The sequence below is a fragment of the Streptomyces sp. NPDC047042 genome, from assembly GCF_040644035.1.
In the GTDB taxonomy this organism is placed as follows: domain Bacteria; phylum Actinomycetota; class Actinomycetes; order Streptomycetales; family Streptomycetaceae; genus Streptomyces.
In genome coordinates, this window is the sequence record NZ_JBEYVP010000010.1 from 175903 (window position 1) to 201265 (window position 25363).

Sequence of the window (25363 nt, forward strand, 5' to 3'; positions counted from 1 at the left end):
GGCACAGGCGTCGTTTTCCCGTCCCCATCGGCCTCCGCACGTCGTACGCTCCCTGCCAGAAAGACCCTGACACAGACGTAAGGCGGGCCCGACAGACATGGTCAGCTCCGAGTACGGGCGGAAGATCGCCGCCCGGTTCGCCACCTTCGACCAGGACGGCAACGGCTACATCGACCGGGAGGACTTCAACGTGGCGGCCAAGGCGCTGCTCGCCGAGTTCGGCACTCCCGCCCGGTCCGACAAGGGCCAGGCCCTCTACGGCGGCGCCGAGGCCTTCTGGCAGGGCATGGCCGGGATAGCGGACCGGGACGGTGACCAGCGGATCACCCGCGACGAGTTCGTCAACGGCGCCGTGAAGCGGCTGCACGACAACCCCGGCCGGTTCGCCGAGATCGCCCGCCCCTTCCTGCACGCGGCCCTCGCCGTCGCGGACCAGGACGACGACGGCACGGCGACCCTCGCTGACACCGAGCGCGTACTGAAGGCGCTCGGCGTGCCCGAGGACATCGCCGCCATGGCCGCCGCGACGCTCGACACCGACGCCGACGGCCGGGTGGGCGAGACGGAGATCGTCGACGCGTTCGCCCGCTACTTCGACGTGTCAGACTCCGACGAGGGCACGGGCACAGGCACCGGCTCCGAGTAGCGCTCGCGCAGCTTGTACTTGAGCACCTTCCGCAGGGCGTCGTTGCGCGGAAGGGCGTCCACCAGCTCCAGCCGCTCCGGCAGCTTGTGCACGGACAGCCCTTCCGCCCGCAGGTACGAGGTCAGCGCGGGCAGGGTCAACTCGCCTCCGTCCGGCGCCGGTTCCACCACCGCGCAGACCAACTCCCCGCGTTCCGCGTCCGGCAGTCCCACCACCGCCACCTCTCCCACCCCCGGGTACGTGTGCAGCAGGTCCTCGATCTCCTTCGCCGAGATGTTCTCGCCCTTGCGGATGATGACGTCCTTGAGCCGCCCGGTGAGCACCAAGTGCCCGCTCCCGGTGACGAATCCGAGGTCCCCGGTGCGCAGGAACCCGTCCTCGTCGAAGGCCTCGGCGGTCTGCGCGGGGTCCAGATAGCCCTGGCAGACGGCCTCCCCCTTCAGCCGTACCTCACCGTCCACCACCCGTATCTCCATCCCCTCCGGTGGCCGCCCCTCCGTCGTCGCCAGGTTGTCGACGGTGTCGTCCGGGGCCCCCATGGTGATCATCGGCACCTCGGTCATCCCGTACCCGTGCGTGAGCTGCACGCCCATCTCGCGTACGACGGAGTGGTAGACCTCCGGCGGCTTCGGGGCCCCGCCGCCCGCGAGCAGCCGCAGGGTGGGGATCACCGGAACGCCCGGCTGTTTGCGCTGCTCGGCGAGGAACATGGAGTAGAAGGCCGTCGACCCGCCCGCCACCGTGACCCCGTGCTTGCGGTACCCCTCCAGCGCGTCCGGCAGCGCGAACTGCTCGAACATGACGGCAGGGAAGCCGTAGAGCAGGAGCATCACCGTGTAGTCGGGGCCCGCGATATGGGCGTACGGGAAGGCCATCGAGCCCACGTCGGACTCGCTGAGGCGCAGGGCGTGGGCGAGGCACGAACCGCCCGCGATGAGCGAACGGTCCGTGTGGAGCACGCCCTTGGGGTCGGAGGTCGTGCCGGAGGTCCAGTAGATCCAGCGGACGGAGGTGCCGTCGGCGGGCGGGGGCGGCAGCAACGACGGGTCGTCGTCCGGGAGTTCGTCGCTGTCGTACGCCGGGAAGATCCCCTTCGCACCGAGCCGCCGTGCCATCTCCGTGTGGTCGAAGCCGCGCCACACCCCAGGCACGGCGAAGAACTCCGCCTTCGACTCCCGTAGCGCGAAGCCGACTTCGCGGTCCCGGTAGAAGGGGATGACCGGCGACTGCACGGCGCCGAGCCGGGCCAGTGCGAAGGACAGCAGAGCGGTCTCGATACGGGTGGGCAGCTGCCAGGCGACGACCGTGCCGGGGCGTACGCCCATGCCGTACAGGCCGGCCGCCACCCGCTCGGCACGGGTGCGGAGTTCGCCGAAGGTGAGCGAGCGGTCGTCCTGGAGGAAGACGGGCCGGTCGGGGGTGAGTTCGGCGCGGCGGGCGACCAGTTCCCAGAGGGTACGGGCCGAGCCCAGGGCGTGTGCGGTGTCGACGGCGTTCACGTTGCCCCCTGAGGCCGGTTGACCGGAAGGATGCGAAGAAGAAATGGCCTGACGGACAGTCAGATCGTGCGGGGAGCGTAGGCCTTGATGCCTTGTCGGTCCATAGGCGCGGGTCTAACCTTCTAGGGGGCTATAACTGACGGACCGTCAGATGATCAATCACCACCTGTCACCCGGCACCCGTCACCCGGCACCCGTCACCCAACACCCATCACCCGGCCAGGCGGAGGGGACCCCATGACCGAACTGCCCCGCATCATTAGCGTCGACGACCACGTGATCGAACCCGCGCACCTCTTCGAGACCTGGCTGCCGGCCAAGTACCGGGACAGGGGACCCAAGCCCTTCACCGCCGGAATCGGCGAACTCGCCTACGTGGGCGGCAAATACCGGATCACGACCGACCCCGAGGGCCCGGTCACCGACTGGTGGCAGTACGAGGACCTGCAGTTCCCGTACAAGCGGATCATCGCCGCCGTCGGGTTCTCCCGGGACGAGATGACCCTCGACGGCATCACGCGCGAGCAGATGCGGCGCGGTTGCTGGGACCCGAAGGCCCGGCTCGCGGACATGGACCTCAACCATGTCGAGGGCTCCCTCTGCTTCCCGACCTTTCCGCGGTTCTGCGGGCAGACCTTCGCCGAGGCGCAGGACAAGGAGGTCGCGCTGGCGTGCGTGCGCGCCTACAACGACTGGATGGTGGAGGAGTGGTGCGGCGACAGCGGCGGCCGACTCATCCCGCTGTGCCTGATCCCCTTGTGGGACGTCGAGTTGGCGGTCGCGGAGATCCGGCGCAACGCCGAACGCGGGGTGCGGGCGGTGACGTTCTCGGAGATCCCGACCTACCTCGGACTGCCGTCGATCCACTCCGGCTACTGGGACCCGTTCTTCGCGGTGTGCCAGGAGACCGGCACGGTCGTCAACATGCACATCGGCAGCAGCAGCCAGATGCCCGCCGCCTCCCCGGACGCCCCGCCCGCCGTACAGGCCTCGCTGAGCTTCAACAACGCGATGGCGTCGATGATGGACTTCCTGTTCAGCGGCGTGCTGGTGAAGTTTCCGGCGCTCAAACTCGCCTACAGCGAAGGGCAGATGGGCTGGATCCCGTACGCCCTGGAACGCGCCGACGACGTGTGGGAGGAGCACCGCGCGTGGGGCGGGGTGCGGGATCTGATCCCCGAACCCCCGTCCACGTACTACTACCGGCAGATCTTCTGCTGCTTCTTCCGCGACAAGCACGGGGTCGCCTCGCTGGATGTCGTCGGCCGGGACAACGCCACCTTCGAGACCGACTACCCGCACGTCGACTCGACCTTCCCGCACACCAAGGAGGTCGCCCTCGAGCATGTGAAGGGCCTCGACGACGAGACCGTCTACAAGCTGATGCGCGGCAACGCCATCCGCATGCTCGGCCTCGACCTGGACCGGGACCGTTAGTGGACCTCGCCGACACGCCCCAAGAGGCGGAATTCCGGGCCGGGTTGAGGGAGTGGCTGGCGAAGACGCTCCCCTCGCTGCCGGCCGCGCCCTCGCCCGACGACTGGCCCGGGCGGCGCGCTTACGACCTCGGCTGGCAGCGGGCGCTGTACGACGCCGGGTACGGCGACGTCCACTGGGGCGCCGACCCCGCCGTACGGATGATCTTCCTGGAGGAGACGGAGAAGGCCGGCGCGCCCTATGTGGGCGCCAACTTCGTCGGGCTGCTGCACGCCGGGCCGACCATCGCCGCCGAGGGGACCGACGAACAGCGGGCGCGCTGGCTGCCGCCCGTACTGCGCGGCGAGGAGGTGTGGTGCCAGGGGTTCAGTGAGCCGGACGCCGGTTCGGACCTCGCGGCGCTGCGCACGCGCGCGTGGCGCGACGGTGACGAGTACGTGGTCAGCGGCTCCAAGATCTGGACCTCGCACGCCGAAGTCGCCGACTGGTGCGAGCTGTTGGTGCGAACCGACCCCGACGCCCCCAAGCACCGCGGGATCACCTGGCTGGCCATGCCCATGGACGCGCCGGGCATCACCGTACGGCCGCTGCGCACGCTCGCCGGGTCCAACGAGTTCGCCGAGGTCTTCCTCGACGAGGTCAGGGTGCCCGTCGCCAACCGGGTCGGCGAGGAGAACGACGGCTGGCGCGTGACGATGGTGACGCTGTCCTTCGAGCGCGGTACGGCGTTCGTGGGTGAGGTGGTGGCCTGTCGGCGCGTACTGGGCGAACTCGCCCTGGCGGCACGGGAGAACGGGCGGTGGGACGACCCCGTACTGCGCCGCCGACTCGGGCGGCTGAACGCCGAGTTCCGGGCGCTCTGGCGGCTGACCCAGTGGAACGTGAGCGAGGCGGGCGAGACGGCCAAGGGGGTTCCCGGGGTCGGCGGGTCCGTCTTCAAGCTGCGGTACTCGCACGCCCGCCAGGAGCTGTACGAGGCGGCGGCGGAGGTCCTGGGGGCGGGTGGCGCGGCCCTGGACCTCGAACAGCCCTGGGTGCTCGACCGGTTGTCCTCGCTGTCGTACACCATCGCCGCCGGCACCTCCCAGATCCAGCACAACATCGTGGCCGAACGCGTTCTCGGGCTGCCGAAAGGACGGTGACACTCGCCCATGCGTTTCCAACTCACCGAGGATCAGCGGGCGTTGAGGCAGGGCGTACGGGAGCTGCTGGCGGCGCGGTTCGGGCGCGAGCGGTTGCGGGAGGTCGCCGAGGGCCCCGAGCTGGACCGGGGGCTGTGGCGGGAGCTGGGGGACGCCGGGTTCTTCTCGCTGCGGCTGCCGGAGGAGGCGGGCGGGGTCGGACTCGGGCTGCCCGAGGCGGTGTTGGCGTTCGAGGAGGCGGGGCGCGTACTGCTGCCGGGACCGCTGATCGCCACCCACCTCGCGGCGGGCGAGGTGCCGGGGGCGGCGACGGGGGAGGCGGTGGTGACCGTCGTGGACGGGGAGGGGGTGGTGGAGTGGCTGGCGGCGGCGGATGTCGTACGGGGGGGGGCCGGGACGGCGGTGCCGATGCGGTCGGTGGATCCGCTCACGCCACTGCACCGGGTGGCCGACGTCGCGGCCGACGGGACCGCGGCCGCTCCGGACTCCGACAGCGGCCGTACGGATGCACTCCTGACCTCTCTGCTCACCGCCGCCGAGCAGCTCGGTACCGCCGGGCGCGTGTGTGAGCTGGCCGTGCAACATGCGCGCACCCGTGAGCAGTTCGGGCGGCCCATCGGGGCCTTTCAGGCGGTGCAGCATCTGTGCGCCGGGATCCTGGTGCGGGTCGAGGTGGCCCGCGCGGCGGTGTACGCGGCCGCCGTCACCGTCGATCCGGCGGACGTCGCGGCGGCCCGGCTGCTCGCCGACGAGGCCGCCGTGCGCGGGGCGCGGGACTGCCTTCAGGTGTACGGCGGGATGGGATTCACCTGGGAGTCGGACGTCCATCTGTATCTGAAGCGGGCCTGGGTGCGGGCCCGGCGGCCCGGTTCGGTGACGGAGTGTGAGGAATTGCTCGCCGCCGAGTTACTGGCCGAGGCGCGGTGACAAGGGAGCGATAAGGGGGTGACAAGGGTCGGAGCCGGGAATGGCCGAATAATGTCGACGATTGTGGCGCGATGGAAATGTGATCCAGCCAATTTGAGATTACTCAGCGTTGATATCGGGTTGTGTCCTACGCGTGACTTGTCACGGCCCGGAGTCGCGTGTTCGCTCCGGTACCTTCTGTGGAATGCGAGTGGTTCCGAGGTCGAGCCATCCCGGTGTTGCCCCTGAGGCGGCCCCGGATTCGGCAGTGCGCGCCGCTCGCGGGGCGGGTCGCGGTTCTGCGCCCGCCTGTTCGACTACTCGCGGCGAGCGTCGCACAGTATGCCTCAGGCGTACTCCTTCGCGTTGGAATATGCCTGAAGCGCTTGTTGGCGTGACTGTACGTCAACCATGCTTTCGCGTAAGGGATGCACGTTCCGTGATCCCTGATCTGGCCGATGGCCCAACCGTTGTTCTGGGCATGCAGAAAATGGCTACGATCGTGGCCCTCGTGCGGCGCGAGGCGATGTGTCCGCCGGTTCGGATGGTGTGAGCGGTGCAGGTGCTTCAAGTGCAGCTGGAGATCCGGCCCGACCCTGCTGAGGTGGGGCGGGCCCGGAGATGGGCGCGGTCGTGGCTCGCCGGGTCGGGGGTCGCGGACGACGATCCCCTGGCCGAGACGCTGATCCTCCTCGTCTCCGAACTCGTCACCAACGCGGTGGTGCACACCGGCTGTCCGGCCGTGCTGCGGCTGTCGTTCCGCAAGGTGTTCGGCGCGCAGTCCGGTGGACCGTCCCGCGCCCGGGTGGTGGCCGGCGGGGTCGTCCGGCTGGAGGTCGCCGACCTGAGCGCCCGGCCGCCCGCGCCCCGGCACGCCGAGGGTGACGACACCAACGGGCGCGGGCTCGAGCTGGTCGACGGGCTCGCCGACCGCTGGGGGTGGAACCCGGAAGGGGTCGGCAAGCGCATCTGGTGCGAACTGGACCGCTGCCCGGCCGCAACGTCCTGCGGGGACGGGGGTGATGGCGCCGACGGCGCCGCGGTCACCGCCACGGGCGCCCCCACGTCGACCGCCGCGGCCACATCTACCGCCACTGCCACTGCCACCGGCCCGTCCACTGCCACCTCCACCGCCTCCACCTCCACCTCCACCGCCTCCGCGTACGGGGGCATGGCGGCGTACGAAGCCGTCTGACGGCACGTCCTGGCGGTGCCGCGTTCCTCGGTGGTGCCCCGCGCGGCGCGTGGCGGGGCACGGTTGCAGAAACGCCGGGGGTCTTCGGGCGGTCGCGGTGCGGTGCGCCGGGGTGTGCCCCTGTGCGCGGTCGTCGCAAAAGGTGCGTAAGGGGTGAATCGCCGAACGGGTGTTGACGTGACGTGACCGTGTGAACACGCTGGTGTGCAGCGCGATTCGCCGGAGGGGACGGCGAGGGTTCGGTGACGGGGGCCCTCGACGAGTGCGAGTCGTGATTCGGCGTAAGCCTCCTCGGGGCCAAGGGAGGCGGGGGTGGGAACGCCGAAGGCGGGTGGCGGCGCGCGATGCCGTACTTGGGGTGGGCAATGGCGCGCCGCCGGCCGGCCGTTACGAGTCAGAAGATCGCCACGGGTGCCACCGGACTGCCGGTGGCACCCGTGAACGGTTCGGGTGTCGCCGACAGCAGGAACTCATACCGGTGATCTTGTCCACAGACTGTGGACAACTTTTCGAGATTCCAGTTCTGTCCCTGGGGCATCCCCATCTCCACCAGGTCGAGCGCGTGTACGGGCATCCAGAGATCCTCCGACTCCGGCGGGAAAATCTCAAAGGTCAGCGTGTCGTTCGCGACCGCCGCGACATCCCGCGCGTGGAACCACTCCGGCGTACGGATCGACAGCCCGGGCGAGGGATACGTGTACCCGTGCTTGTCACCGGCCAGATACACCTGGATCTGGCCCGTCCGTACGAGCACGATGTCACCGGCACGCACGCGCGTGCCCGCCAGTTCCTCGGCCGCCTCCAGGTCCTCCGGGGTCACCGCGTGCCCCCCGTCGAGCCGGTCGACACCCCGGGCGCGGGCCACGTCGAGGAGCACCCCGCGCGAGACGACATGCCGTGCCTTGTCGACGCCGGCGAACTCGGCGCCGGAGTGGGCCGTGATGGTGTCCGCCGGGCGCCCGTTGTAGAGCTTCCCGGAGTGGGAGGCGTGGGCGAGGGCGTCCCAGTGGGTCGCGCACTGGAGTCCCAGGGTCACGATGTCGTCGCTCGTCGCCACGGTTCCGCCGCCCGGCGGTCCGAACAGCTCCTGGTTGATCTGGACCATGGCGTGTACGGGGTTCAGCCGGCCCGGAATCGCCCCGGTCTGGACGCCGTCCTGCTGCAACGGGAGGGCGAGGGGGACTCGTTGCCCCGTACGGACGGTCGCGGCGGCGTCGCGTACGACGGCGTCGGTGATGAGGTTGAGGGTGCCGAGTTCGTCGGCCTCCCCCCAACGCCCCCAGTTGTTCACGCGTTTGGCGATGGCGTGGAACTCGGCCGGCAGCGGCATGAGTCCGGTCCTTCCTGGAGACCGGTCCCCTCCCGGGGCTTGCCTCCGCATATCTGACGGGTCATAAAATCTAACGGTCCGTCAGAAACCGCGGGAAGGGGCCGGACATGGGGAACTTCTTGGCAGGCAAGGTGATCGCCGTGACGGGCGCGGGGCGGGGCATCGGCCGGGCGGTGGCGCTGGGCGCGGCGGCCGAGGGCGCCCGCGTCGTCGTCAACGACTACGGCGTCTCCATCGACGGCGCCTCACCGACGAGCGAGATCGCCGAGGGCGTCGTCAAGGAGATCGTGGCGGCGGGTGGGGACGCGGTCGCCGTGGCCGACGACGTGTCCACCATGGCCGGCGGCCGGCGCATCGTCGACACGGCCCTGTCGTCGTACGGGCGCCTCGACGGTGTTGTGTGCGTCGCCGGGATCCTGCGCGAGCGAATGCTGTTCAACATGTCCGAGGAGGAGTGGGACCCCGTCGTGGCGACCCACCTCAAGGGCACCTTCACGCTGTTCAGGGCGGCCTCGGCGGTGATGCGGCAGCAGCGGTCGGGGACGCTCATCGGGTTCACCAGCGGCAACCACCAGGGGTCGGTGTCGCAGGCCAACTACAGCGCGGCGAAGGGCGGGATCATCTCGCTCGTACGGAGCGCGGCGCTGGGGCTGCACAAGTACGGGGTGACTGCGAACGCGGTGGCGCCGGTCGCCCGTACGCGGATGTCGGCGAACGTGCCGATGGAGTTGGCGGAGATCGGGGAGCCGGAGGATGTGGCGGCGCTGGTCGTGTATCTGCTGTCCGACCGTGCGAAGGAGCAGGGGATCACCGGGCAGGTGTACACGGTGGCGGGGCCGAAGATCGCGGTGTGGGCGCAGCCGAGGGAGTTGCGGGCGGCGTATGCCTCCGGCGGGTGGACGGTGGAGGGGATCGCGGAGTTTTTGCCGGGGACTGTGGGGGTGGATCCGATGCCGATGCTTTCGCAGGTGGAGCGGATGGAGGAGGCGGCGCGGGGTGGGGGGCGGCCGAACGCCCAGTAGGTCGGGGGCCGGGGTGGTTTGGCGGGTGTGGGTGCGTTGTGGCTTGTCGCGCAGTTCCCCGCGCCCCTGGGTGGGTGGGTGTGCTGGTTGTTTGGCCTCGTGCGGGCTGGGTGTGGCTTGTCGCGCAGTTCCCCGCGCCCCTGGGTGGGTGGGTGTGCTGGTTGTTTGGCCTCGTGCGGGCTGGGTGTGGCTTGTCGCGCAGTTCCCCGCGCCCCTGGGTGGGTGGGGGTGCTGGTTGCTTTTGAGGCTGCGGGCCGTCCGTGGCTGGTCGCGCAGTTCCCCGCGCCCCTGGGGAGTCGGTCGTGTCCTGCGTTGAGAGGAGAGGGCTGTGGACTTTGCGTTCGGTGGCGGGGATGACGAGTTTCGGGTGGAAGTTCGGGCTTGGCTTTGTGGGCATGTCGAGGGGGGGCTTGAGCGGCGTGCCTGGGAGCGGATGCTTGGTAAAGGGGGGTGGATCGGGCTTTCCTGGGGGGAGGGTGGGTACGGGAATCGGGTTGCCGGTCTTACGCAGCAGGTTGTGTGGGCCGAGGAGTACGCGCGGTCGGGGGCGCCGGCGCGGTCCGGGCACATCGGAGAGAACCTGCTCGCTCCGACGCTGCTCGCGCACGGTACCGAGGAGCAGCGGGCGCGGTTTCTGCCGCCCATCGCCGCCGGTGAGGAACTCTGGTGCCAGGGGTACAGCGAGCCAGGGGCGGGGTCCGACCTCGCCGGGGTGAGTACGCGAGCGGAGCGGGCCGCCGACGGCTCGTACCGGATCACCGGGCAGAAGATCTGGACGTCCCTCGCCCATGAGGCCGACTGGTGCTTCGTGCTGGCCCGCACGGAAGCGGGCTCGGTCCGGCACCGGGGGCTCAGTTTTCTGCTCGTTCCCATGGACCAGCCGGGGCGGATCGAGGTCCGGCCCATCCGGCAGATGACCGGGACCAGCGAGTTCAACGAGGTCTTCTTCGACGGGGCACACGCGCGCGCGGAACACCTCGTCGGAGGTGAGGGTAACGGCTGGAACGTCGCGATGAGCCTCCTCGGGTTCGAGCGGGGGGTGTCGACCCTGGCTCAACAGATCGGTTTCGCCGGGGAGTTGGAGCGGGTCGTGCGGGCCGCCGTCGACAGCGGGGCGGCTGTGGGGGATCCCGTCCTGCGGGAGCGACTCGTGCGGCAGTGGGCCGAGTTGCGGGTGATGCGGTGGAACGCCCTGCGTACGTTGGGGAGTTCGGGTGACTTCGGCGCCCCGAGCGTGGCCAAGCTGCTCTGGGGTGGCTGGCATCAGCGGCTCGGTGAGCTGGCCGTGTCGGTGCGTGGGGCGGGGGCGGCCGTGGGGCCGGTTCCGTGGTCCGAGGCGACACCGTACGAACTCGACGCCGCACAGCACCTGTTCATGTTCTCCCGGGCCGACACGATCTACGGCGGCTCCGACCAGATCCAGCGAACGATCATCGCCGAGCGCGTGCTCGGACTGCCGAGAGAACCCAAGGGCTGACAGCTGACAAGGGGCTGCGTGATGCGAGGTGTGCTCTTCGACGGAAAGCAGATCGAGGTCGTCGACGATCTGGAGGTACGGGATCCGGGCGCGGGGGAGGTGCTCGTCGCGATCTCGGCGGCGGGGTTGTGCCACAGCGATCTCTCCGTCGTGGACGGGACCATCCCCTTCCCCGTTCCCGTGGTGCTCGGGCACGAGGGCGCGGGGGTGGTGGAGGCGGTCGGGGCCGGTGTCACCCATGTCGCGCCCGGGGATCACGTGGCGCTGTCGACGCTCGCCAACTGCGGTGCGTGCGCGGAGTGCGACCGGGGGCGCCCGACCATGTGTCGGCAGGCCATCGGGCGGCCGGGACGGCCGTTCACCCGGGGCGGGCGGCCGGTGTTCCAGTTCGCGTCCAACTCGGCGTTCGCGGAGCGGACGGTGGTGAAGGCCGTACAGGCGGTGCGGATACCCGCGGACATCTCCCTGTCCTCCGCCGCGCTCATCGGGTGCGGGGTCCTGACCGGGGTGGGCGCCGTGCTCAACCGGGCCCGGGTCGACCGGGGCGACACCGTCGTGGTGATCGGTACGGGCGGGGTCGGGCTGAACGTCCTTCAGGGTGCGCGGATCGCGGGCGCCCTGCGGATCGTCGCCGTGGACGCGAACCCGGCGAAGGAGACGGTCGCGCGACGGTTCGGCGCGACCCACTTCCTGACCTCGACGGAGGGCGTGCGGGACCTCCTCCCGACGGGCGCGGACCATGTCTTCGAGTGCGTGGGGCGCGTCGAACTCGTACGTCAGGCCGTCGACCTGCTCGACCGGCACGGTCAGGCGATCCTGCTCGGCGTACCACCGGCGACCGCCGAGGCGTCCTTCCTCGTCTCTTCGATGTACCTGGACAAGTCGATCCTCGGCTGCCGCTACGGCTCCTCGCGGCCGCAGCGGGACATCGCGCTGTACGCCGAGCTGTACCGCGAAGGACGGCTGCTGCTCGACGAGTTGGTGACACAGACGTACCGGGTCGAGGACTTCGAGAAGGCGATGGGGGACGCGGAGGCGGGGCGGGTCGCGCGAGGGGTGCTGACTTTCTGAGAGCTGAGGCCTGGGAGCGGGGAGCTGGGAGTCCGGTGTGTCTGAGTTGGGCATGCCAGGAGTTGTCCACAGGTGCTGGAAATCCCCTGGGGCATTGTCGGTCCCGGCCTCTACCTTCGGCCCATGAGCTATCGCGACGTCGCCACGAAGCAGGTCCTGATCTGGTCCTGCACCTCCGTCGGTGCCCGTATGCCGGTCGCCATGGCCCCGCTGGCCCTGGTGTTCCTGGTGCGGGAACGGCCGGGCGGCTATGCCCTGGGCGCGGCTCTCGCCGCCGCGTACGTACTCGGGGAGATCGTCGGCGCTCCGGCTCTCGGTCTGCGGCTACGTCCCGAACGGGCCCGTCCGCAACTGGCCGCGGGGCTCGTCGTGGGGGCTGCGGGTTTCGTGGCGCTCGGGGTTTTCCCGGGTGCGCATCCCGGGGTTCTCGCGGGGTTCGCGTTCGTGGCGGGCGGTGCTCCGGCTGCCAGCGCCGGTGGGTTGCGCGCGCTGCTCACCGACCTGGTTCCGGCGCGGGCCGTGGCGCAGGCGATGTCCGCCGAGTCGATGCTGATGTCGGGTGTGTGGGCCGTCTCCCCGGCCGCCGTGACGAGCCTCGCGCTGGGACTGGCCCCGCGCCTCCCCCTGCTCCTCGCCGCCCTACTCATGGCGTCGTCGCTCGTGGGCCTGTGGCTGCTTCCGGCCGACTGGGGGACGGCCGACGCGCGAGGAGAGGGGCAGGGACGCGGGAAGGGCCAAGGAAAGGGCCAAGGGAAGGGTCAGGGGCAGGAGGGGGCGGGGCCGTCACTGCTCGGTCTGCTGGTCGGCGCCTGGCCGGTGTACGTCACCGGTGCCGCCAGCCTCACCCTGCTCGGTCTGGCCGAACTCGTGCTGCCCGCGCTGCTCGAACAGCGCGGGATCGGTGTCGGCTGGTCCGGCCCGATCCTGGCGGGAATGGCGGTCGGCGCCGGCCTGGGTGCCTTCCTCTACGGGCTGAGAGCCTGGCCGGGGCGGCTGCGCACCCGCAGCGTGGTCCTGATCGTCGGGATGTCCGTCTGCGTGACCGGCGCCGCGCTGATACCGGGGATGGCCGGGATCGCCGCCGCGCTGGCCGTGAGCGGCATGCTCCAGTCGGGAGCGCTGGTCACCCGCAACCTGTCCCTGCGTGAGGCGCTGCCGCCCGGTGCCCTGGCCGCGGGTTACTCGGTCATGTACGCGGCTGCCGGGGCCGGTTACGCGGCGGCCGGCTCCCTCGCGGGCGCCCTGCTCCAGGTGACCGCACCGTCGACCGCGGTCCTGGCCGGCGTGGCCCTGACGCTGGTGCTGACGGGCGTCGGGTGGTGGGGCGAGACCCGCACGGGGGACGGTTCGGCGCGGGGCGCCGACACCGTCGTAACGGCCGGTCCTGCCGGTCTTGTTGGTCCTGCCGCCTCAGGTGTCCCAGGTGTCTCAGCCGGCGATCCTGCCGGTCCCGCTCCCGGCCGCCTCGACGGCCCCGGCCCGGAAGGTACGGCGATACGCGGTCGGTGTGACCCCGAGCACCGCCTGTAGGTGCTGCCGCATCGACTGGGCCGTGCCGAAGCCGGCGTCGCGGGCCACCTGGTCGACGGACAGGTCGGTGGACTCCAGCAGGTGCCGGGCCCGTTCCACGCGCTGCTGGGTGAGCCACTGGCCCGGGCTGACGCCGACCTCCTCACGGAACCGGCGCGTGAACGTACGTACCGACATGGACTCCTGCTCCGCCAGGTCGCGCAGCTGGAGTGGCTCGTGAAGGTGGCCGAGTGCCCAGGCGCGGGCGGTGGTCGTGGTCGCCAACTGGGTTTCGGGGAGCGGGCGTTGGATGTACTGCGCCTGCCCGCCGTCCCGGTGCGGCGGTACGACCGTACGGCGGGCCACCTCGTTGGCGACGGCGGCGCCGTGGTCGCGGCGGACCATGTGCAGGCACAGGTCGAGCCCGGCCGCGACGCCCGCAGAGGTCAGGACGTCGCCGTCGTCGATGAAGAGAACGTCCGCGTCGACCTTCACCTGCGGGAAGATCCGCTGGAAGTGCTCGGCGTCGGCCCAGTGCGTGGCCGCCGGGCGGCCGTCCAGAAAGCCGGCGGCGGCGAGGACGTACCCGCCGGTGCAGATGGCGGCGAGCCGGGTGCCGGGCCGGATGTGGGCGAGGGCGGCGGCCAGCTCGTCGGTCAGCACCCCGAGCTCGAAGACCGGCCCGAGCTCGTACGAAGCCGGGACGATCACCGTGTCGGCGGTGGCCAGGGCCTCCGGCCCGTGGGCGACCTGGATGGAGAAGTCGGCGTCGGTCTCGACGGGACCCGGCGGCCGGATCGAGCAGGTCACGACGTCGTACAGCGGCCGGCGCAGGGCATCCCGGGGCCGGCCGAAGATACGGTGCGGGATGCCCAACTCGAAGGGCAGCAGGCCGTCGAGGGCGAGCACGACGACGCGGTGGGGGCGGAAGTCGGTCGAGGACGGGACAGGCATGGCCTGATCCTAGCGAATGCTGCCCTTCGGGCCAGCTGTGGTGGCCGATCGCCGGTTGGTTGCCGATTGTTGCCGGTCGGCGTGATGCGTCCGGCTACAGGCGAGGGATTCCGCAGGTCAGAAGGATCGGCGAGTCCAGTGGCCTCGCTCCAAGCATTGTTGATGTTCGCCCTCGGGTAGGGCACAGCCAGTGGGGCCGAGGACGAGAGCTGAGCGAGCCGGCCGTCCGGCGCTGGCGGGCGTCAGACGGCCGTGTCGCTTTTAAAGTCAGGCAGCGTTCTGGAAGCGGCTCTGGGCCGCGCGGCGGCTGGAGGCCAACTCGGCCTTGGTGACGTCCTGGATGCGGTAGAGCTTCGGGCCCTTGTCGCCGAGGTCCACATGGGCCATGAGGCCCTTGCTCGCCCACAGGCGTACGGCACAGGCGGTGACGCCCATGAGCGCTGCGGCCTGAGCGGCCGTCAGGAGGTCCTGAGGGTCGATCTCGATCAGTGTCACGAGCAGCCTCCAGGCACACAAAAGAGACCTAATGGGGCTGATCCGTCAAGTCATCGGTTGGTCGCCGAGTTCTCGTTAGCCCTCGGGGGAGCCCCCCGGGTCAGTGGAGCTTGTTGACGGCGGTCTTCGTCGTGGTGCGGAAGGCGGTCAGCGGGGCGTCCTTGAGGTCGCCCATCTGGCCCCAGCGGACGAGGGTGACGGTGCGGCCGTCGCGGCCGACGGAGAACAGGTGGATGTCGGAGATGCCGATCTGCGGGTCGGCGGTGTCCAGGCTGTAGACCCAGGCGCCCTCCTCGACGGCGAGCTTGCCGTGGGAGGCGCTGACGGCCTGCAGGCCCGGGTTCTGCTGCTCCAGCCGGGGGCCGCAGCCGGCGAGGGCCCCGCGGAGGGTGTCGACCAGCTTCACGGCGTCGGCCTCGGTACGGGCGACGGTGGTGACCTGGACGCCGTTGGTGTCGAGCTCGGTGCTGAACTCGCGGTAGCGGGTGTTCTGCGCCGGGATCTTGTACGGGGCGCAGAGAACGCCGCCGTTCTCCGGGACGCCGGTGAAGACCTGGGTGGCGGTCCACGGCGTCGACGACGGCGGCATCTGGGAGGCGGCGAGGAAGGCGGGCTGGGCAGCGGCCTGCGCCTGCGCCGGGGCTGTGGCGAGGGCCGCGAGGCCCAGTGCGGCAGCGGCTGCGGTGGCGAGTGCGGTGCGGAGCTTGTTCATGGTGGTGGATCCCCCGTCGGGTCGTTCGTTCGGTCAGTGCTCAACCAGCGTGGGGCCGGCGCCCGCCGACTGCAACGATCACGCGCCCACCAGCCGTCCCGGAACCATTCCACCCCCGTTGACGTGCAAGGACGTGAGGATGGGACGCAGGGGCGAGGGGGATGGAATGCCGAAGGACGCCGCCGTGGAGGAGTTCGCGGGGCTCGTGCGCGCGCTGAAGGCGCGGGACGGGAGAAGTTACGAGGCGCTGGGCCGGCGGCTGAGCGTCAGCGCGTCCACCCTCCACCGCTACTGCTCGGGCGCGACCGTCCCGGAGGAGTTCGCCGTGGTCGACCGCCTCGCCCTGCTGTGCGGGGCGGACGAGGAGGAACGGCGGGCCCTGGAGGCGGCCTGGACGGAGGCGGACCGCGCCCGCCGCCGAGCGACCTCGCCCGCGCCCACACCTGTGCCGGCCGTGTCGGCCGAGCCGGAATCGAACCCGGATCCGTCTGCGCCGGAACCGTCTGCGCCGGAACCGTCCGCGCCGGAACCGTCCGCGCCGGAACCGTCTGCGCCGGATCCGTCGGCGCCGGAACCGTCTGCGCCGGAACCGTCTGCGCCGGATCCGTCGGCGCCGGAACCGTCTGCGCCGGAACCGTCTGCGCCGGAACCGTCCGGGCCGGATCCGTCTGCGCCGGATCCGTCTGCGCCGGATCCGTCCACGCCGGAACCGTCCGCGCCGGAACCGTCCGCCGCGGATCCGTCCGCGCCGGAGGCGCCCCGTGCCCGCCCCCGTCGTGGCGCCCCCGCTCCCCTCCTCGTCGCCGCCGCCGTCGCCCTCGTCGTGCTCGCCCTCGCCGCCGCACTGCTCGGCCACCCCACCCGTACGGCATCCGCCCCCGCTCCGGCTTCCACCGCTCCGGGGCGGACCGCGGCCCCCCTCCCCTTCACCTGGAGCATCGGTTCCCAGCTCTGGGAGGGCGGCTGCGGGCACACCTACCTCGTGGACCGGGCCCCCCGCGCGGTCGCCTCGCCGCCGGTCGCGGCCGACTCCGGGGCGTGGGCCGGGACGCACGGTGCCGTGCACGGCGGGGAGGCGCTGGTGCGGATCACGGTCCAGGGCCGGTCGCCGTCCGACGCCGTCGTCCTCCACGCCCTGCACGTGCGCGTGGTCGACCGCGCCGCGCCGCTGCCGTGGAACGCGTACCGGATGGACAACGGCTGTGGCGGCGCCGTCACCCCGCGCCACTTCGCCGTGGACCTCGACCGGCCGCGCCCGCTCGCGAGGCCCGTCGACGGCCTTGACGCCTCCGGCGCCGAGGTCCGGAAGATCCCGGCCGTCTCCTTCCCGTACAAGGTCACCTCCTCCGACCCCGAGGAGCTGCTGGTCTCCGCGCGGACGGCGGGCTGCGACTGCCGCTGGTACCTGGAGCTGGAGTGGAGCGCCGGGGGCCGTACGGGGACGGTGCGGATCACGGACGGCGGGAAGCCGTTCCGCACGAGCGGGACCAGGGGGAGGCCGACGTACGTGCACGACTCCGCCGAAGGGCGCTGGATCACAGACTCGGACTCTGGACAGACCCGGTCGTCGCGCGGGAGCGGTGGGGCAATCTGACCGTGGCCCATGGCCCGATCCTAGTGAATACTGTCCTTCGGGCCACTCGTCCGTGGAGTGCGCAGGTCGGACGCTTGACGGCGTGACGACGACTTCAAGACAGGCCGCCGATGCCGCCGATTCCCCCGACGATCTCCGCAAGCCCGGCCCGGCCCCGCGCCCGCGTATCCACCGGGCCTGGTTCGTCGCCGCTGTCACCTTTGTGACGATCATCGGTGCCGCAGCCTTCCGTTCGCTGCCCGGGCTGCTCATCGACCCTCTCCACGACGAGTTCGACTGGTCGCGGGGCACGATCGGCGCCGCCGTCTCCGTCAACCTCGCGCTCTACGGGCTGACGGCACCCTTCGCCGCCGCGCTGATGGACCGCTTCGGTATCCGGCGGGTCGTCGCGGTCGCCCTCGGGATCATCGCGCTCGGCTCCGGCCTGACCGTGTGGATGACGGCCGCCTGGCAACTGATGCTGTGCTGGGGCCTGTTGGTCGGGCTGGGCACCGGCTCGATGGCGCTCGCCTTCGCGGCGACCGTCACCAACCGCTGGTTCACCGAGCGGCGGGGTCTGGTGACGGGCATCCTGACCGCCGCGTCCGCCTCCGGCCAGCTGATCTTCCTGCCGCTGCTGTCGTGGATCATCGAGACGTACGACTGGCGCCCCGCGGCCGTGACGGTTTCCCTGGCCGCCCTGACGGTCGTCCCCTTCGTCTGGCTGCTGCTGCGCGACCACCCGGCCGACGTGGGTCTGAAGCCGTACGGGGCCGCGGAGTTCGTACCGAAGCCGGCCCCCGTGCAGGGTGCGGCGCGCCGCACGGTCCAGGTGCTGCTCTCGGCGGTGCGCACCGGCCCGTTCTGGCTGCTCGCCGGCACCTTCGCGATCTGCGGAGCCTCCACCAACGGCCTGATCCAGACCCACTTCGTGCCCGCGGCCCACGACCACGGCATGCCCATCACGGCCGCCGCCTCACTGCTCGCCGTCATCGGCGTCTTCGACGTGGTCGGCACGATCGGCTCCGGCTGGTTCACCGACCGCTACGACCCGCGCCGCCTTCTGGCGGTGTACTACGCGCTGCGCGGCGTCTCGCTCCTCTTCCTGCCCGTGCTGCTGGGCCCGTCCGTCCACCCGCCGATGGTCTTCTTCATCGTCTTCTACGGCCTCGACTGGGTCGCCACCGTCCCGCCCACCGTCGCCCTGTGCCGCGAGCACTACGGCGACGACAGCGCGATCGTCTTCGGCTGGGTCCTCGCCTCCCACCAGGTCGGCGCGGCCCTCGTCGCCTTCCTCGGCGGCCTGGCCCGGGACGTCTTCGGCTCGTACGACGTGGTCTGGTACGCGTCGGGCGCGCTGTGCGCGGCGGCGGCGCTGATGGCGCTGGTCATCCGCAGGCGGCGGCCTGTCGTTGGGATGACGAGGGTGGCGGCGGCCTGAGAACTGGGCGCCGGGCGGGCGGTGCGGTCGGACGACGCAGGCTGGTGGGTTGCCCGGCCGGTTCCGAGTCGGCCGTGGCGCTCGTAGAGGCGGATGGCCGCTGTGTCTGACGCCGCGTGTCGGTGGGCGGATCAGTGAGCGAAGGCGACGGATGCAGCGAGTTCCTTCTGGGTCTCGAGTGCGGTGAGACGTTCGGTGAGTGCGGTGTGGACGGCGTTGTAGGTGTCGGAACCGAGAGCCAGGCGCAGGGGCGGGTTCGGGTGGCGGGTGGTGTCATGGATGGCGGCGGCGAGCTTGGCCGGGTCGCCGGTGAAGACGCTCTCGTCGGCGGTCTCCAGGTAGCGCCTCGTCCGGCCCACGGCGTTGTCGCGGTAGGGGGTCGATTCGGTGGTGTAGCGCAGGGCCGAGGCGAAGCCGGTGCGGGTGGCGCCGGGCTCGACCAGGGTGAGATGAATGTCGAAGTCCGCGACTTCGCGGCTGACGCTCTCGGTGAAGCCTTCCAGTCCCCATTTGCCCGCGTGATAGGAGCTGTGCGTGGGGGTGCCGATCTGGCCGCCCATGCTGGAGATCTGGATGATCCGGCCTCCGCCCTGCTCGCGCATCGGCTGCAGGAAGGCCCGGGTGATCAGCATCGGAGCGAGCAGGAGGACCTCGATCTGGTCGCGGATCTGCTCGACGGTCATCTCCTCGGCGGCGCCCACGACTGCGTATCCGGCGTTGTTGACGACGATGTCCACCGGTGCGGATCGGAGAGTCTTGGCGATCACCTTGTCGATGTCGGTCGACCGGGTGACGTCGAGGGTCTCCACGGTCAGCCGGTCGCCGAACGTCTCGCGCAGGTCTTGCAAGGCTGCGGGGCGGCGGACCGTGGCCGTGACGCGGTCGCCGCGCTGGAGGGCATGCTCGGTGAGGTGGCGGCCCAGACCGCCGGAGGCTCCGGTGATGAACCAGTGACGTACTGCCTTGTCGGAGAGAGTGGGCATGAAGTCTCCTGAAGTAGAGTGCTAACGGAATGTATTCCGGTTAGGAGTTAAGCGGAACGCATTCCGGATTGCAACAGGAGCCAGGCGCCGGAGGAACCCACATGCCCGCCACCCCCCGCCGGACCAGGAGCGATGCGCTGCACAATCGGGAGCGTCTGCTGGAGGTCGCGGCCCAGGCCTTCGCCGATCAGGGGCTGGACACCGCGCCGGCCGCCATCGCCAAGCAGGCGGGCGTCGGTGTCGGCACGCTCTACCGGCACTTCCCGACTCGAGAAGCCCTCATCGACGCCGCTTACCGACACCAGCTCATCCGCGTTTGCGAGAAGGCGCCAGACCTCCTCGCCCGGCATCCGGCCGCCGAGGCCACCCGGATGTGGATGGAACACTTCGTCAACTACGCCACGGCCAAGAGCGGCATGTCCGCAGCACTCAACGCGGTCATCGCCTCCGGAGTCGACCCGTACGCCGACAGCCGCGCACTCCTTACCGCCGCCGTCGCCACCCTCCTCGAGGCCGGCGCCCGAGACGGCAGCCTGCGAACCGACGTCACCTCCGACGATGTCCTGCTCCTCATGGGCGGCATCGCCTATGCCGTGCAGCACGGCACCAAAGAGCAGGCCAGCCGGCTCGTCGGCCTCCTCATGGACGCGCTGGCCAATGGCCCGAGCGGGAGCTGAACCCGAGCTGCCCCGCTTCGGGCCGGCCGTCGGTGTCGCCGGGCACGCCGAGGGGCGAGGCCCATCCCGGTAACCTGAATCCCCACTCACCTGCCCGGAAAGGCTCCCCGTGACCCTCGGCGCAATCGGCGTACTCGGTGCGGTTCTTGGTGACGTCTCCTCTCGCGCTTCGACGCGGGAGCGGTAACCGGCCGTACCGGCCTGCCTTTTCACCCGTACGCCTGGGTAACTCAGCTGTCCGCTCCTCTCCTCGTCGAAGCGCTCTTCGTGCCCCCGCACGTTCGATCACGAGGAGTACTGCATCGTGTCCACGAATCGCCGGACCGAGAACACCGTCGTCATTGACGACCGCACGCGTGCCGACACCGCCTACCGGCTGGCCTGTGACGGCACCGCCCTGCTGTGGCAGGGCGACTTCCACAACGGACGTCAGCTGCTGGCGGCGATGGGACGCCGCGCCGATCGGAAACCGCTGCGAACAGGGCCCACCCCGGCGGATACGTTCTGGTCGTACCGCCGGTCCCGGGCCCACCGCGCCCGGGTGCTCGGACGGCTCCTGATCCGTTTGGGAGAGGACTACTCGCTGGGGCTGCGCCGAGCACCCGACGTACGCCAGGCCTGCGTGGACGCGTACGGTCCGCCGCGAGGCGCTTCGACGGTTCCCCTCCGGGAACTGCTGGGCGTCCTCGGGGCGCGGCAGTGGCGGGAGAAGGGGGTGGCGGTACCGGCCCTCGGCGCCCGCATCCATCCCCACTACGGGGTGTTCTCCCCGGTGCGGGGCGAATACGTCGATCTGGTCGCGCGGGCACCCCTGCCCACGTTCCGCACAGCCTTCAACGCCTTCGATCTGGGGACGGGGACGGGGGTGCTCGCCGCAGTCCTGGCCGGCCGGGGTGTCGAGCGGGTCGTCGCGACCGACATCGGGCCACGTGCTCTCGCCTGCGCGCGCGACAACCTCGCTCGGCTGGGCCTCGGCGACCGTGTTCGTGTCGTCGGCCCCACGCTCTTTCCGGCGGGTTGTGCCGGTGGACTCGATCCCGCGTTCTCTCCGGAATGCCGCGCTGGGCTCGTCGTATGCAACCCGCCCTGGATTCCCGCGCGGCCTGCCTCCGACCTGGAGTTGGGCGTCTACGACGCGGACGGCGGCATGCTGCACGGCTTTCTGACAGGTCTGGCAGATCGCCTGGAGCCGGGCGGTGAGGGTTGGCTTGTCCTGTCCGACCTGGCGGAACATCTGGGGCTGCGGACCAGGAAGGATTTGCTGGACGCCGTTGGGGCGGCAGGGCTGAGAGTCGTGGACAGGCTCGGCGCCCGACCACGTCATCCCCGGGCGAGGGACCGCACCGACCCCCTGCACGCGGCCCGCGCCGCCGAAGTCACGTCGTTGTGGAGGTTGGCGGCCGCCTGACGGCGTCCTGTTCGCCCTCTGGGCGGGTGAACCGCCCGCGATGGAACAGCAGCGGAGCGCCTTCGTCTTCGCCCGCCCCCAACGCGTCCACCCGCCCTACGACGATCAAGTGGTCACCGCCCGTGTGCACCGCCTGGATCGTGCAGTCGACCCAGGCGGAGGCGCCCGCGAGGCGTGGGGAGCCGGAGACCGGGGACTCGTCGTATGCGACCCCCGCGAACTTGTCCGCCCCGCTCCTTGCGAAGCTCCGGCACAACTCGCCCTGTCCCGCGCTCAGTACGTTGACGCAGAACACCCCCGCGCGGGCGATGAGCGGCCATGTTCTCGACGTACGGCCGACCATGAAGACGACGAGGGGTGGCTCGAGGGAGAGGGCGGAGAAGGACTGGCAGGCGAAGCCGGCGGGGGCGGTCCCGGCTTCGCCCGCCGGTGCCGTGATGACGGTGACGCCGGTTGCGAAGTTGCCCAGTACGCGCCGGAATTCGGCCGGGGAGACCGGGGCCCGCTCGTCCTCGCCGACCGCCCGTAAGGCCGGCCGGGGCAGCGCTTCGACGGGGGGCGTGACCATGACCGCGGGCGCCGTCGTGGGCGACCCGACCGACCTGAGATAACGGACGGCAGCCGCCGCCATTCCCGCTTGTCCCAACATGTGTCCATTGGAACTGACGGCTCGTCAGAAGTGAAGCCCTGGAGGGTCGTCAGCTCCCGCTGTAACGAGGGTTTCTGCGCTCCACGAAGCTCGCCACCCCTTCCCTCGCGTCCGCCGTCGTCATGTTGATCTCCTGGGCGGTGGCCTCGGCGGCGAAGGCGGTGGTGCGGTCGGAGTCGAGGGAGGCGTTGACCAGCTGCTTGGTCAGGGCGAGGGTGCGGGTCGGGCCGGCGGCCAGGCGTTCCGCCCATTCGCGGGCAGTCTTGTGGAGGTCCGCGTCCGGTACGACCCGGTTGGCCAGGCCCATGCGTTCGGCGTCCGGCGCGGTCAGCGCGTCGCCGAAGAACATCAGCTCCTTCGCGCGCTGCGGGCCGATCAGCCGGGGGAGGAGGTAGGCCCCGCCGCCGTCGGGGACCAGGGCCCGGCGTACGAACACCTCGATGAACCGGGCCGACTCCGCCGCCAGGACCAGGTCGCAGGCGAGGGCCAGATGGGCGCCGAGGCCGGCCGCCGTGCCGTTGACGGCGGCGACGACCGGCTTCTCGCAGTCGAGGACGGCGCCGATCAGGCGCTGGGCGCCGAGCCGGATGACCCGGGCCACGTCACCGGCGACCCGTTCCCCGGCGGTGTTCTGCCCTCCGCCCCGCAGGTCCGCGCCGGTGCAGAAGCCGCGGCCCGTTCCGGTGAGGACGACGGCTCGTACGGCGGGGTCCGCGGAGGCGTCGGAAAAAAGTTGGATCAGGCGTTCTCGCTGGTCAGGGGTGATGGCGTTGAGTGCTTCGGGGCGGTTGAGGGTGATCCACGAGACGTGATTGTCAGTGGCGTGCAGTACCAATGACTCAACGGATTTTTCCGGCGTACGGGACTCTTCGGGGGAGGAAGTCATGTGGGGACCGCTCCGTTTTCTACGGTGGCCAGGACGGTCAGTTCAGTGGCTGGTCGGTGTCCGGGCCCGGGCCGGGGCCGCACACCGCCAGCGCGTCCAGCGCCACCGCCCCCTGCCCCCTGGGCAGCACCATCAGCGGGTTGATGTCGAGCTCCGCCAGCTCGTCCCCGAGTTCCAGCGCCATGCGCTGCACCCGCAGGACGACTTCGACGAGCGCGTCCAGGTCGGCCGGGGGGCGCCCCCGGACCCCGTCGAGCAGGGCCCGCCCGCGCAGCTCGGTCAGCATGTCCCGCGCCTGGTCCTCGCCGAAGGGCGGCACGCGTACGGCGGTGTCCCGCAGCACCTCCACGAGGACGCCGCCGAGCCCGACCGTCACCGTCGGCCCGAACAGGTCGTCGTGGGTGACGCCGACGACCATCTCGACTCCCCGCTCGACCATCTGGCACACGAGTACGCCGTCCAGGTCCACGCCCTCGTAGCGGGCGATGTCGGTCAGTTCGCGATAGGCGTCCCGGACCTGGCTGGCCGAGGTCAGCCCGATCTTCACCAGCCCGAGTTCCGTCTTGTGCGCGATCTGGCCGCCCGACGCCTTCATCACCACCGGGTAGCCCACCAGCCCCGCCGCCCGGACGGCCGCCGCCGCGCTGGTCACCAACTGCTCGCGCGGCACCCGGATTCCGTACGCGCGCAGCAGCAGCTTCGCGGCGTGCTCGCTCAGCGCCTGGCCCGGCCGCATCAGCGCGCGCGCCTTGCGGAAACTGGGCGAGGGGGTGCGCGGTGCCTCGTCGAAGGGGGAGCGGTAGGACGCCGTGAAGCGGGCGTGGTCGAGGTGGGCCCGGACCGCCGTCACGCAGTTCGCGAAGGTACGGAAGGTCGCCACCCGGGACGACCCGAGCAGCGTCTCGCGGTAGGCGGACTCCGTGCCGACCGGCGATCCCCAGATCACGCACACCAGCTTGTCCGTCTGCTCGGCGGCGTCCACGAGGTCCTGGGCGAGCTTGTCGCTCATCGGGGGGAAGGGGCCGGTGATGGGGCAGATCAGGACGCCTACGGCCGGGTCGGCGAGGATCGAGTCGATGATCTTCCGGCCGCGCCAGTCGCCGACCGGATGCCCGCCGCTGTCGATCGGGTTGGCCACGTTCAGGTAGTCGGGTATCCACTCATGCAGCTCGGCTTGCTTGCCGGCGGACAGCTGCGGCAGGTGCAGTCCGGCCTCGGTCGCCAGGTCCGCGAAGTGCGCGCCCGTGCCGCCCGAGATCGAATAGACGGCGACCCCGTCGGCGAGCGGACGGCGGGCCCGCGCCAACAGGGCTGAGGTGTCCTGGAGTTGGTCGAGTCCGTCGACGCGGATCACTCCGTACTGCCGCATCGCCGCGTCCACGACCTTGTCGGCGCCGGTCAGTTTGCCGGTGTGGGAGGCGGCCGTGCGGGCGCCGGTCTCGGTGCGGCCCACCTTGACGGCGACGACGGGTACTCCGCGCCGGGCGGCGCGGTCGGCCGCGAGGAGAAAGGAGCGGCCGTCCTTGAGGCCCTCGACGTAGCAGGCGATGGCGCCCACCTCGGGGCGCTCGGAGAAGTAGGAGATGAAGTCGGCGGTCTCCAGATCGGCCTCGTTGCCGGTGGGGGCCCAGTGGGAGAGGCGGATGCCGAGTTCCTGGAGGGCGAAGAGGGGGCGGCCCTGGTGGCCGGACTGGGTGATCAGGGCGATCGCCGGGCCGTCGAGGTCCTCGCGGAAGTTCTCGAAGGCGTTGAGGTTGGTGTTCGGGCCGAGCAGCCGCAGGCCGGAGCGGCGGACGGCGGCGGACAGCCGGGCCTGTGCCTCGGCGCCCGCGTCGCCGGTCTCCGCGAACCCGGAGGCGAAGGCGACGGCGAACTTCACCTTGGCCTCGGCGAGTTGCTCGACCACGGGAAGGGGGTCGGCGACCAGCAGCACGGCGAGATCGACCGGCTCGGGCAGGTCCGCGACGGAAGGGGAGCAGGGGAGGCCGAAGACGGCCTCGCGGGTCGGGTGCACCGGGTGCAGCCGGGCACCGACCCGCTCGGCCCACGCCAGCAACTGCCTGGTGATACCGGTGTTCGGCCGCCCCTCGGCGTCCGAGGCACCGACCACCGCGAGGGACTCGGGCCGGAAGAAGCGGTCGAGATCAGGTACGCCGGCGTACAGCGGCCGGCCACTGACGTCGAGGTCGTCGACGTCGGCGGGCCTGCCGTGCACGACCGGCGAGGGCTGCTCGCCGCAGGCGATGACCCGGGCCCGGCGGGAGGTGGTGGTGGTGAGGGTGCCGTGGGTTGATCCAAGCATCGGTCCACCCGATCCTGTGTGACAGCCAATAAACTGACGCAGTGTCAGG

The 25363-nt window shown here is 71.1% G+C and carries 22 protein-coding genes; 13 read left to right on the top strand and 9 right to left on the bottom strand.

Annotated features, from left to right (window positions below):
* The first annotated feature begins 97 nt into the window (after positions 1-97).
* Entirely contained in the window at positions 98-646 is a 549-nt protein-coding gene (locus tag ABZ855_RS13925; RefSeq protein ID WP_360805971.1) for an EF-hand domain-containing protein, read from the top strand.
* On the opposite strand, the gene ABZ855_RS13930 is transcribed toward ABZ855_RS13925, so the two are convergent.
* Positions 589-2145: an AMP-binding protein gene (locus ABZ855_RS13930; RefSeq protein WP_360805974.1), complete on the bottom strand. Its 1557-nt coding sequence runs from the start codon at positions 2143-2145 to the stop codon at positions 589-591. The genes ABZ855_RS13925 and ABZ855_RS13930 overlap by 58 nt on opposite strands.
* Positions 2146-2382: 237 nt before the next feature.
* Between ABZ855_RS13930 and ABZ855_RS13935 the strand changes: the two genes are divergently transcribed.
* The 4 genes from ABZ855_RS13935 to ABZ855_RS13950 all read left to right on the top strand — a co-directional run bounded on the left by ABZ855_RS13935 (position 2383) and on the right by ABZ855_RS13950 (position 6825).
* On the top strand, positions 2383-3582 hold the full coding sequence (locus ABZ855_RS13935; protein WP_360805977.1) for an amidohydrolase family protein: 1200 nt from the start codon (positions 2383-2385) through the stop codon (positions 3580-3582).
* Positions 3582-4724 (top strand): acyl-CoA dehydrogenase, encoded by a 1143-nt coding sequence (locus ABZ855_RS13940; RefSeq protein ID WP_360805980.1) that lies wholly within the window; start codon positions 3582-3584, stop codon positions 4722-4724. Before ABZ855_RS13935 ends, ABZ855_RS13940 begins: the two co-directional genes overlap by 1 nt.
* 9 nt (positions 4725-4733) lie before the next feature.
* The gene (locus tag ABZ855_RS13945; protein WP_360805983.1) at positions 4734-5651 is read left to right on the top strand and encodes an acyl-CoA dehydrogenase family protein; all 918 of its coding nucleotides are present in this window, start codon (positions 4734-4736) and stop codon (positions 5649-5651) included.
* A gap of 535 nt (positions 5652-6186) precedes the next feature.
* Positions 6187-6825 carry an ATP-binding protein gene (locus tag ABZ855_RS13950; RefSeq protein WP_360805986.1) on the top strand — a complete coding sequence of 213 codons (639 nt, stop codon included), beginning with the start codon at positions 6187-6189 and terminating at the stop codon, positions 6823-6825.
* 394 nt (positions 6826-7219) lie between these two features.
* Here the strand turns inward: ABZ855_RS13950 and ABZ855_RS13955 are convergent, their stop codons facing one another.
* Positions 7220-8155, bottom strand: coding sequence for a cyclase family protein (locus tag ABZ855_RS13955; RefSeq protein ID WP_360805989.1), 936 nt, complete (start codon positions 8153-8155; stop codon positions 7220-7222).
* A gap of 107 nt (positions 8156-8262) precedes the next feature.
* Here ABZ855_RS13955 and ABZ855_RS13960 point away from each other — a divergent pair, with 107 nt between their 5' ends.
* The 4 genes from ABZ855_RS13960 to ABZ855_RS13975 all read left to right on the top strand — a co-directional run bounded on the left by ABZ855_RS13960 (position 8263) and on the right by ABZ855_RS13975 (position 13255).
* On the top strand, positions 8263-9177 hold the full coding sequence (locus ABZ855_RS13960) for an SDR family oxidoreductase (RefSeq protein ID WP_360805992.1): 915 nt from the start codon (positions 8263-8265) through the stop codon (positions 9175-9177).
* 328 nt (positions 9178-9505) lie between these two features.
* Positions 9506-10654 (top strand): acyl-CoA dehydrogenase family protein, encoded by a 1149-nt coding sequence (locus ABZ855_RS13965; protein WP_360805995.1) that lies wholly within the window; start codon positions 9506-9508, stop codon positions 10652-10654.
* Between the two features lie 21 nt (positions 10655-10675).
* Entirely contained in the window at positions 10676-11725 is a 1050-nt protein-coding gene (locus ABZ855_RS13970) for a Zn-dependent alcohol dehydrogenase (protein WP_360805998.1), read from the top strand.
* Between the two features lie 123 nt (positions 11726-11848).
* Complete coding sequence (locus ABZ855_RS13975; protein WP_360806001.1) at positions 11849-13255, top strand: MFS transporter; 1407 nt, start codon at positions 11849-11851, stop codon at positions 13253-13255.
* On the opposite strand, the gene ABZ855_RS13980 is transcribed toward ABZ855_RS13975, so the two are convergent.
* The 3 genes from ABZ855_RS13980 to ABZ855_RS13990 form a co-directional block, all read right to left on the bottom strand.
* On the bottom strand, positions 13154-14188 hold the full coding sequence (locus ABZ855_RS13980; RefSeq protein ID WP_360806004.1) for a helix-turn-helix domain-containing protein: 1035 nt from the start codon (positions 14186-14188) through the stop codon (positions 13154-13156). The two genes, ABZ855_RS13975 and ABZ855_RS13980, sit on opposite strands and share 102 nt — an antisense overlap.
* 267 nt (positions 14189-14455) lie before the next feature.
* Positions 14456-14683, bottom strand: coding sequence for a hypothetical protein (locus ABZ855_RS13985; protein ID WP_360806007.1), 228 nt, complete (start codon positions 14681-14683; stop codon positions 14456-14458).
* Positions 14684-14783: 100 nt separating this feature from the next.
* Positions 14784-15395 carry a hypothetical protein gene (locus tag ABZ855_RS13990; RefSeq protein ID WP_360806010.1) on the bottom strand — a complete coding sequence of 204 codons (612 nt, stop codon included), beginning with the start codon at positions 15393-15395 and terminating at the stop codon, positions 14784-14786.
* 166 nt (positions 15396-15561) lie between these two features.
* On the opposite strand from ABZ855_RS13990, the gene ABZ855_RS13995 reads away from it, so the two are divergent.
* Together ABZ855_RS13995 and ABZ855_RS14000 are read left to right on the top strand one after the other, a co-directional pair.
* Positions 15562-16989 carry a helix-turn-helix domain-containing protein gene (locus ABZ855_RS13995; RefSeq protein ID WP_360806013.1) on the top strand — a complete coding sequence of 476 codons (1428 nt, stop codon included), beginning with the start codon at positions 15562-15564 and terminating at the stop codon, positions 16987-16989.
* Between the two features lie 82 nt (positions 16990-17071).
* Positions 17072-18409 carry an MFS transporter gene (locus tag ABZ855_RS14000; protein ID WP_360806016.1) on the top strand — a complete coding sequence of 446 codons (1338 nt, stop codon included), beginning with the start codon at positions 17072-17074 and terminating at the stop codon, positions 18407-18409.
* Positions 18410-18540: 131 nt separating this feature from the next.
* Here ABZ855_RS14000 and ABZ855_RS14005 read toward each other — a convergent pair whose 3' ends face one another.
* Positions 18541-19392 (bottom strand): SDR family oxidoreductase, encoded by an 852-nt coding sequence (locus ABZ855_RS14005; protein WP_360806019.1) that lies wholly within the window; start codon positions 19390-19392, stop codon positions 18541-18543.
* A 101-nt stretch (positions 19393-19493) separates the two neighbouring features.
* Between ABZ855_RS14005 and ABZ855_RS14010 the strand changes: the two genes are divergently transcribed.
* Both ABZ855_RS14010 and ABZ855_RS14015 read left to right on the top strand, forming a co-directional pair.
* Entirely contained in the window at positions 19494-20069 is a 576-nt protein-coding gene (locus tag ABZ855_RS14010) for a TetR/AcrR family transcriptional regulator (RefSeq protein WP_360806022.1), read from the top strand.
* Between the two features lie 304 nt (positions 20070-20373).
* The gene (locus ABZ855_RS14015) at positions 20374-21477 is read left to right on the top strand and encodes a class I SAM-dependent methyltransferase (RefSeq protein ID WP_360806025.1); all 1104 of its coding nucleotides are present in this window, start codon (positions 20374-20376) and stop codon (positions 21475-21477) included.
* Here ABZ855_RS14015 and ABZ855_RS14020 read toward each other — a convergent pair.
* Genes ABZ855_RS14020 through ABZ855_RS14030 form a run of 3 tightly spaced genes read right to left on the bottom strand, consistent with a single transcriptional unit; the run spans position 21446 to position 25314 of the window.
* Positions 21446-22126, bottom strand: a complete 681-nt coding sequence (locus tag ABZ855_RS14020; protein ID WP_360806028.1) for a flavin reductase family protein — start codon at positions 22124-22126, stop codon at positions 21446-21448. The genes ABZ855_RS14015 and ABZ855_RS14020 overlap by 32 nt on opposite strands.
* A 49-nt stretch (positions 22127-22175) precedes the next feature.
* Positions 22176-23012 (bottom strand): enoyl-CoA hydratase-related protein, encoded by an 837-nt coding sequence (locus tag ABZ855_RS14025; RefSeq protein ID WP_360806031.1) that lies wholly within the window; start codon positions 23010-23012, stop codon positions 22176-22178.
* A gap of 37 nt (positions 23013-23049) precedes the next feature.
* Complete coding sequence (locus tag ABZ855_RS14030) at positions 23050-25314, bottom strand: acetate--CoA ligase family protein (RefSeq protein ID WP_360806034.1); 2265 nt, start codon at positions 25312-25314, stop codon at positions 23050-23052.
* Positions 25315-25363 lie beyond the last annotated feature (49 nt).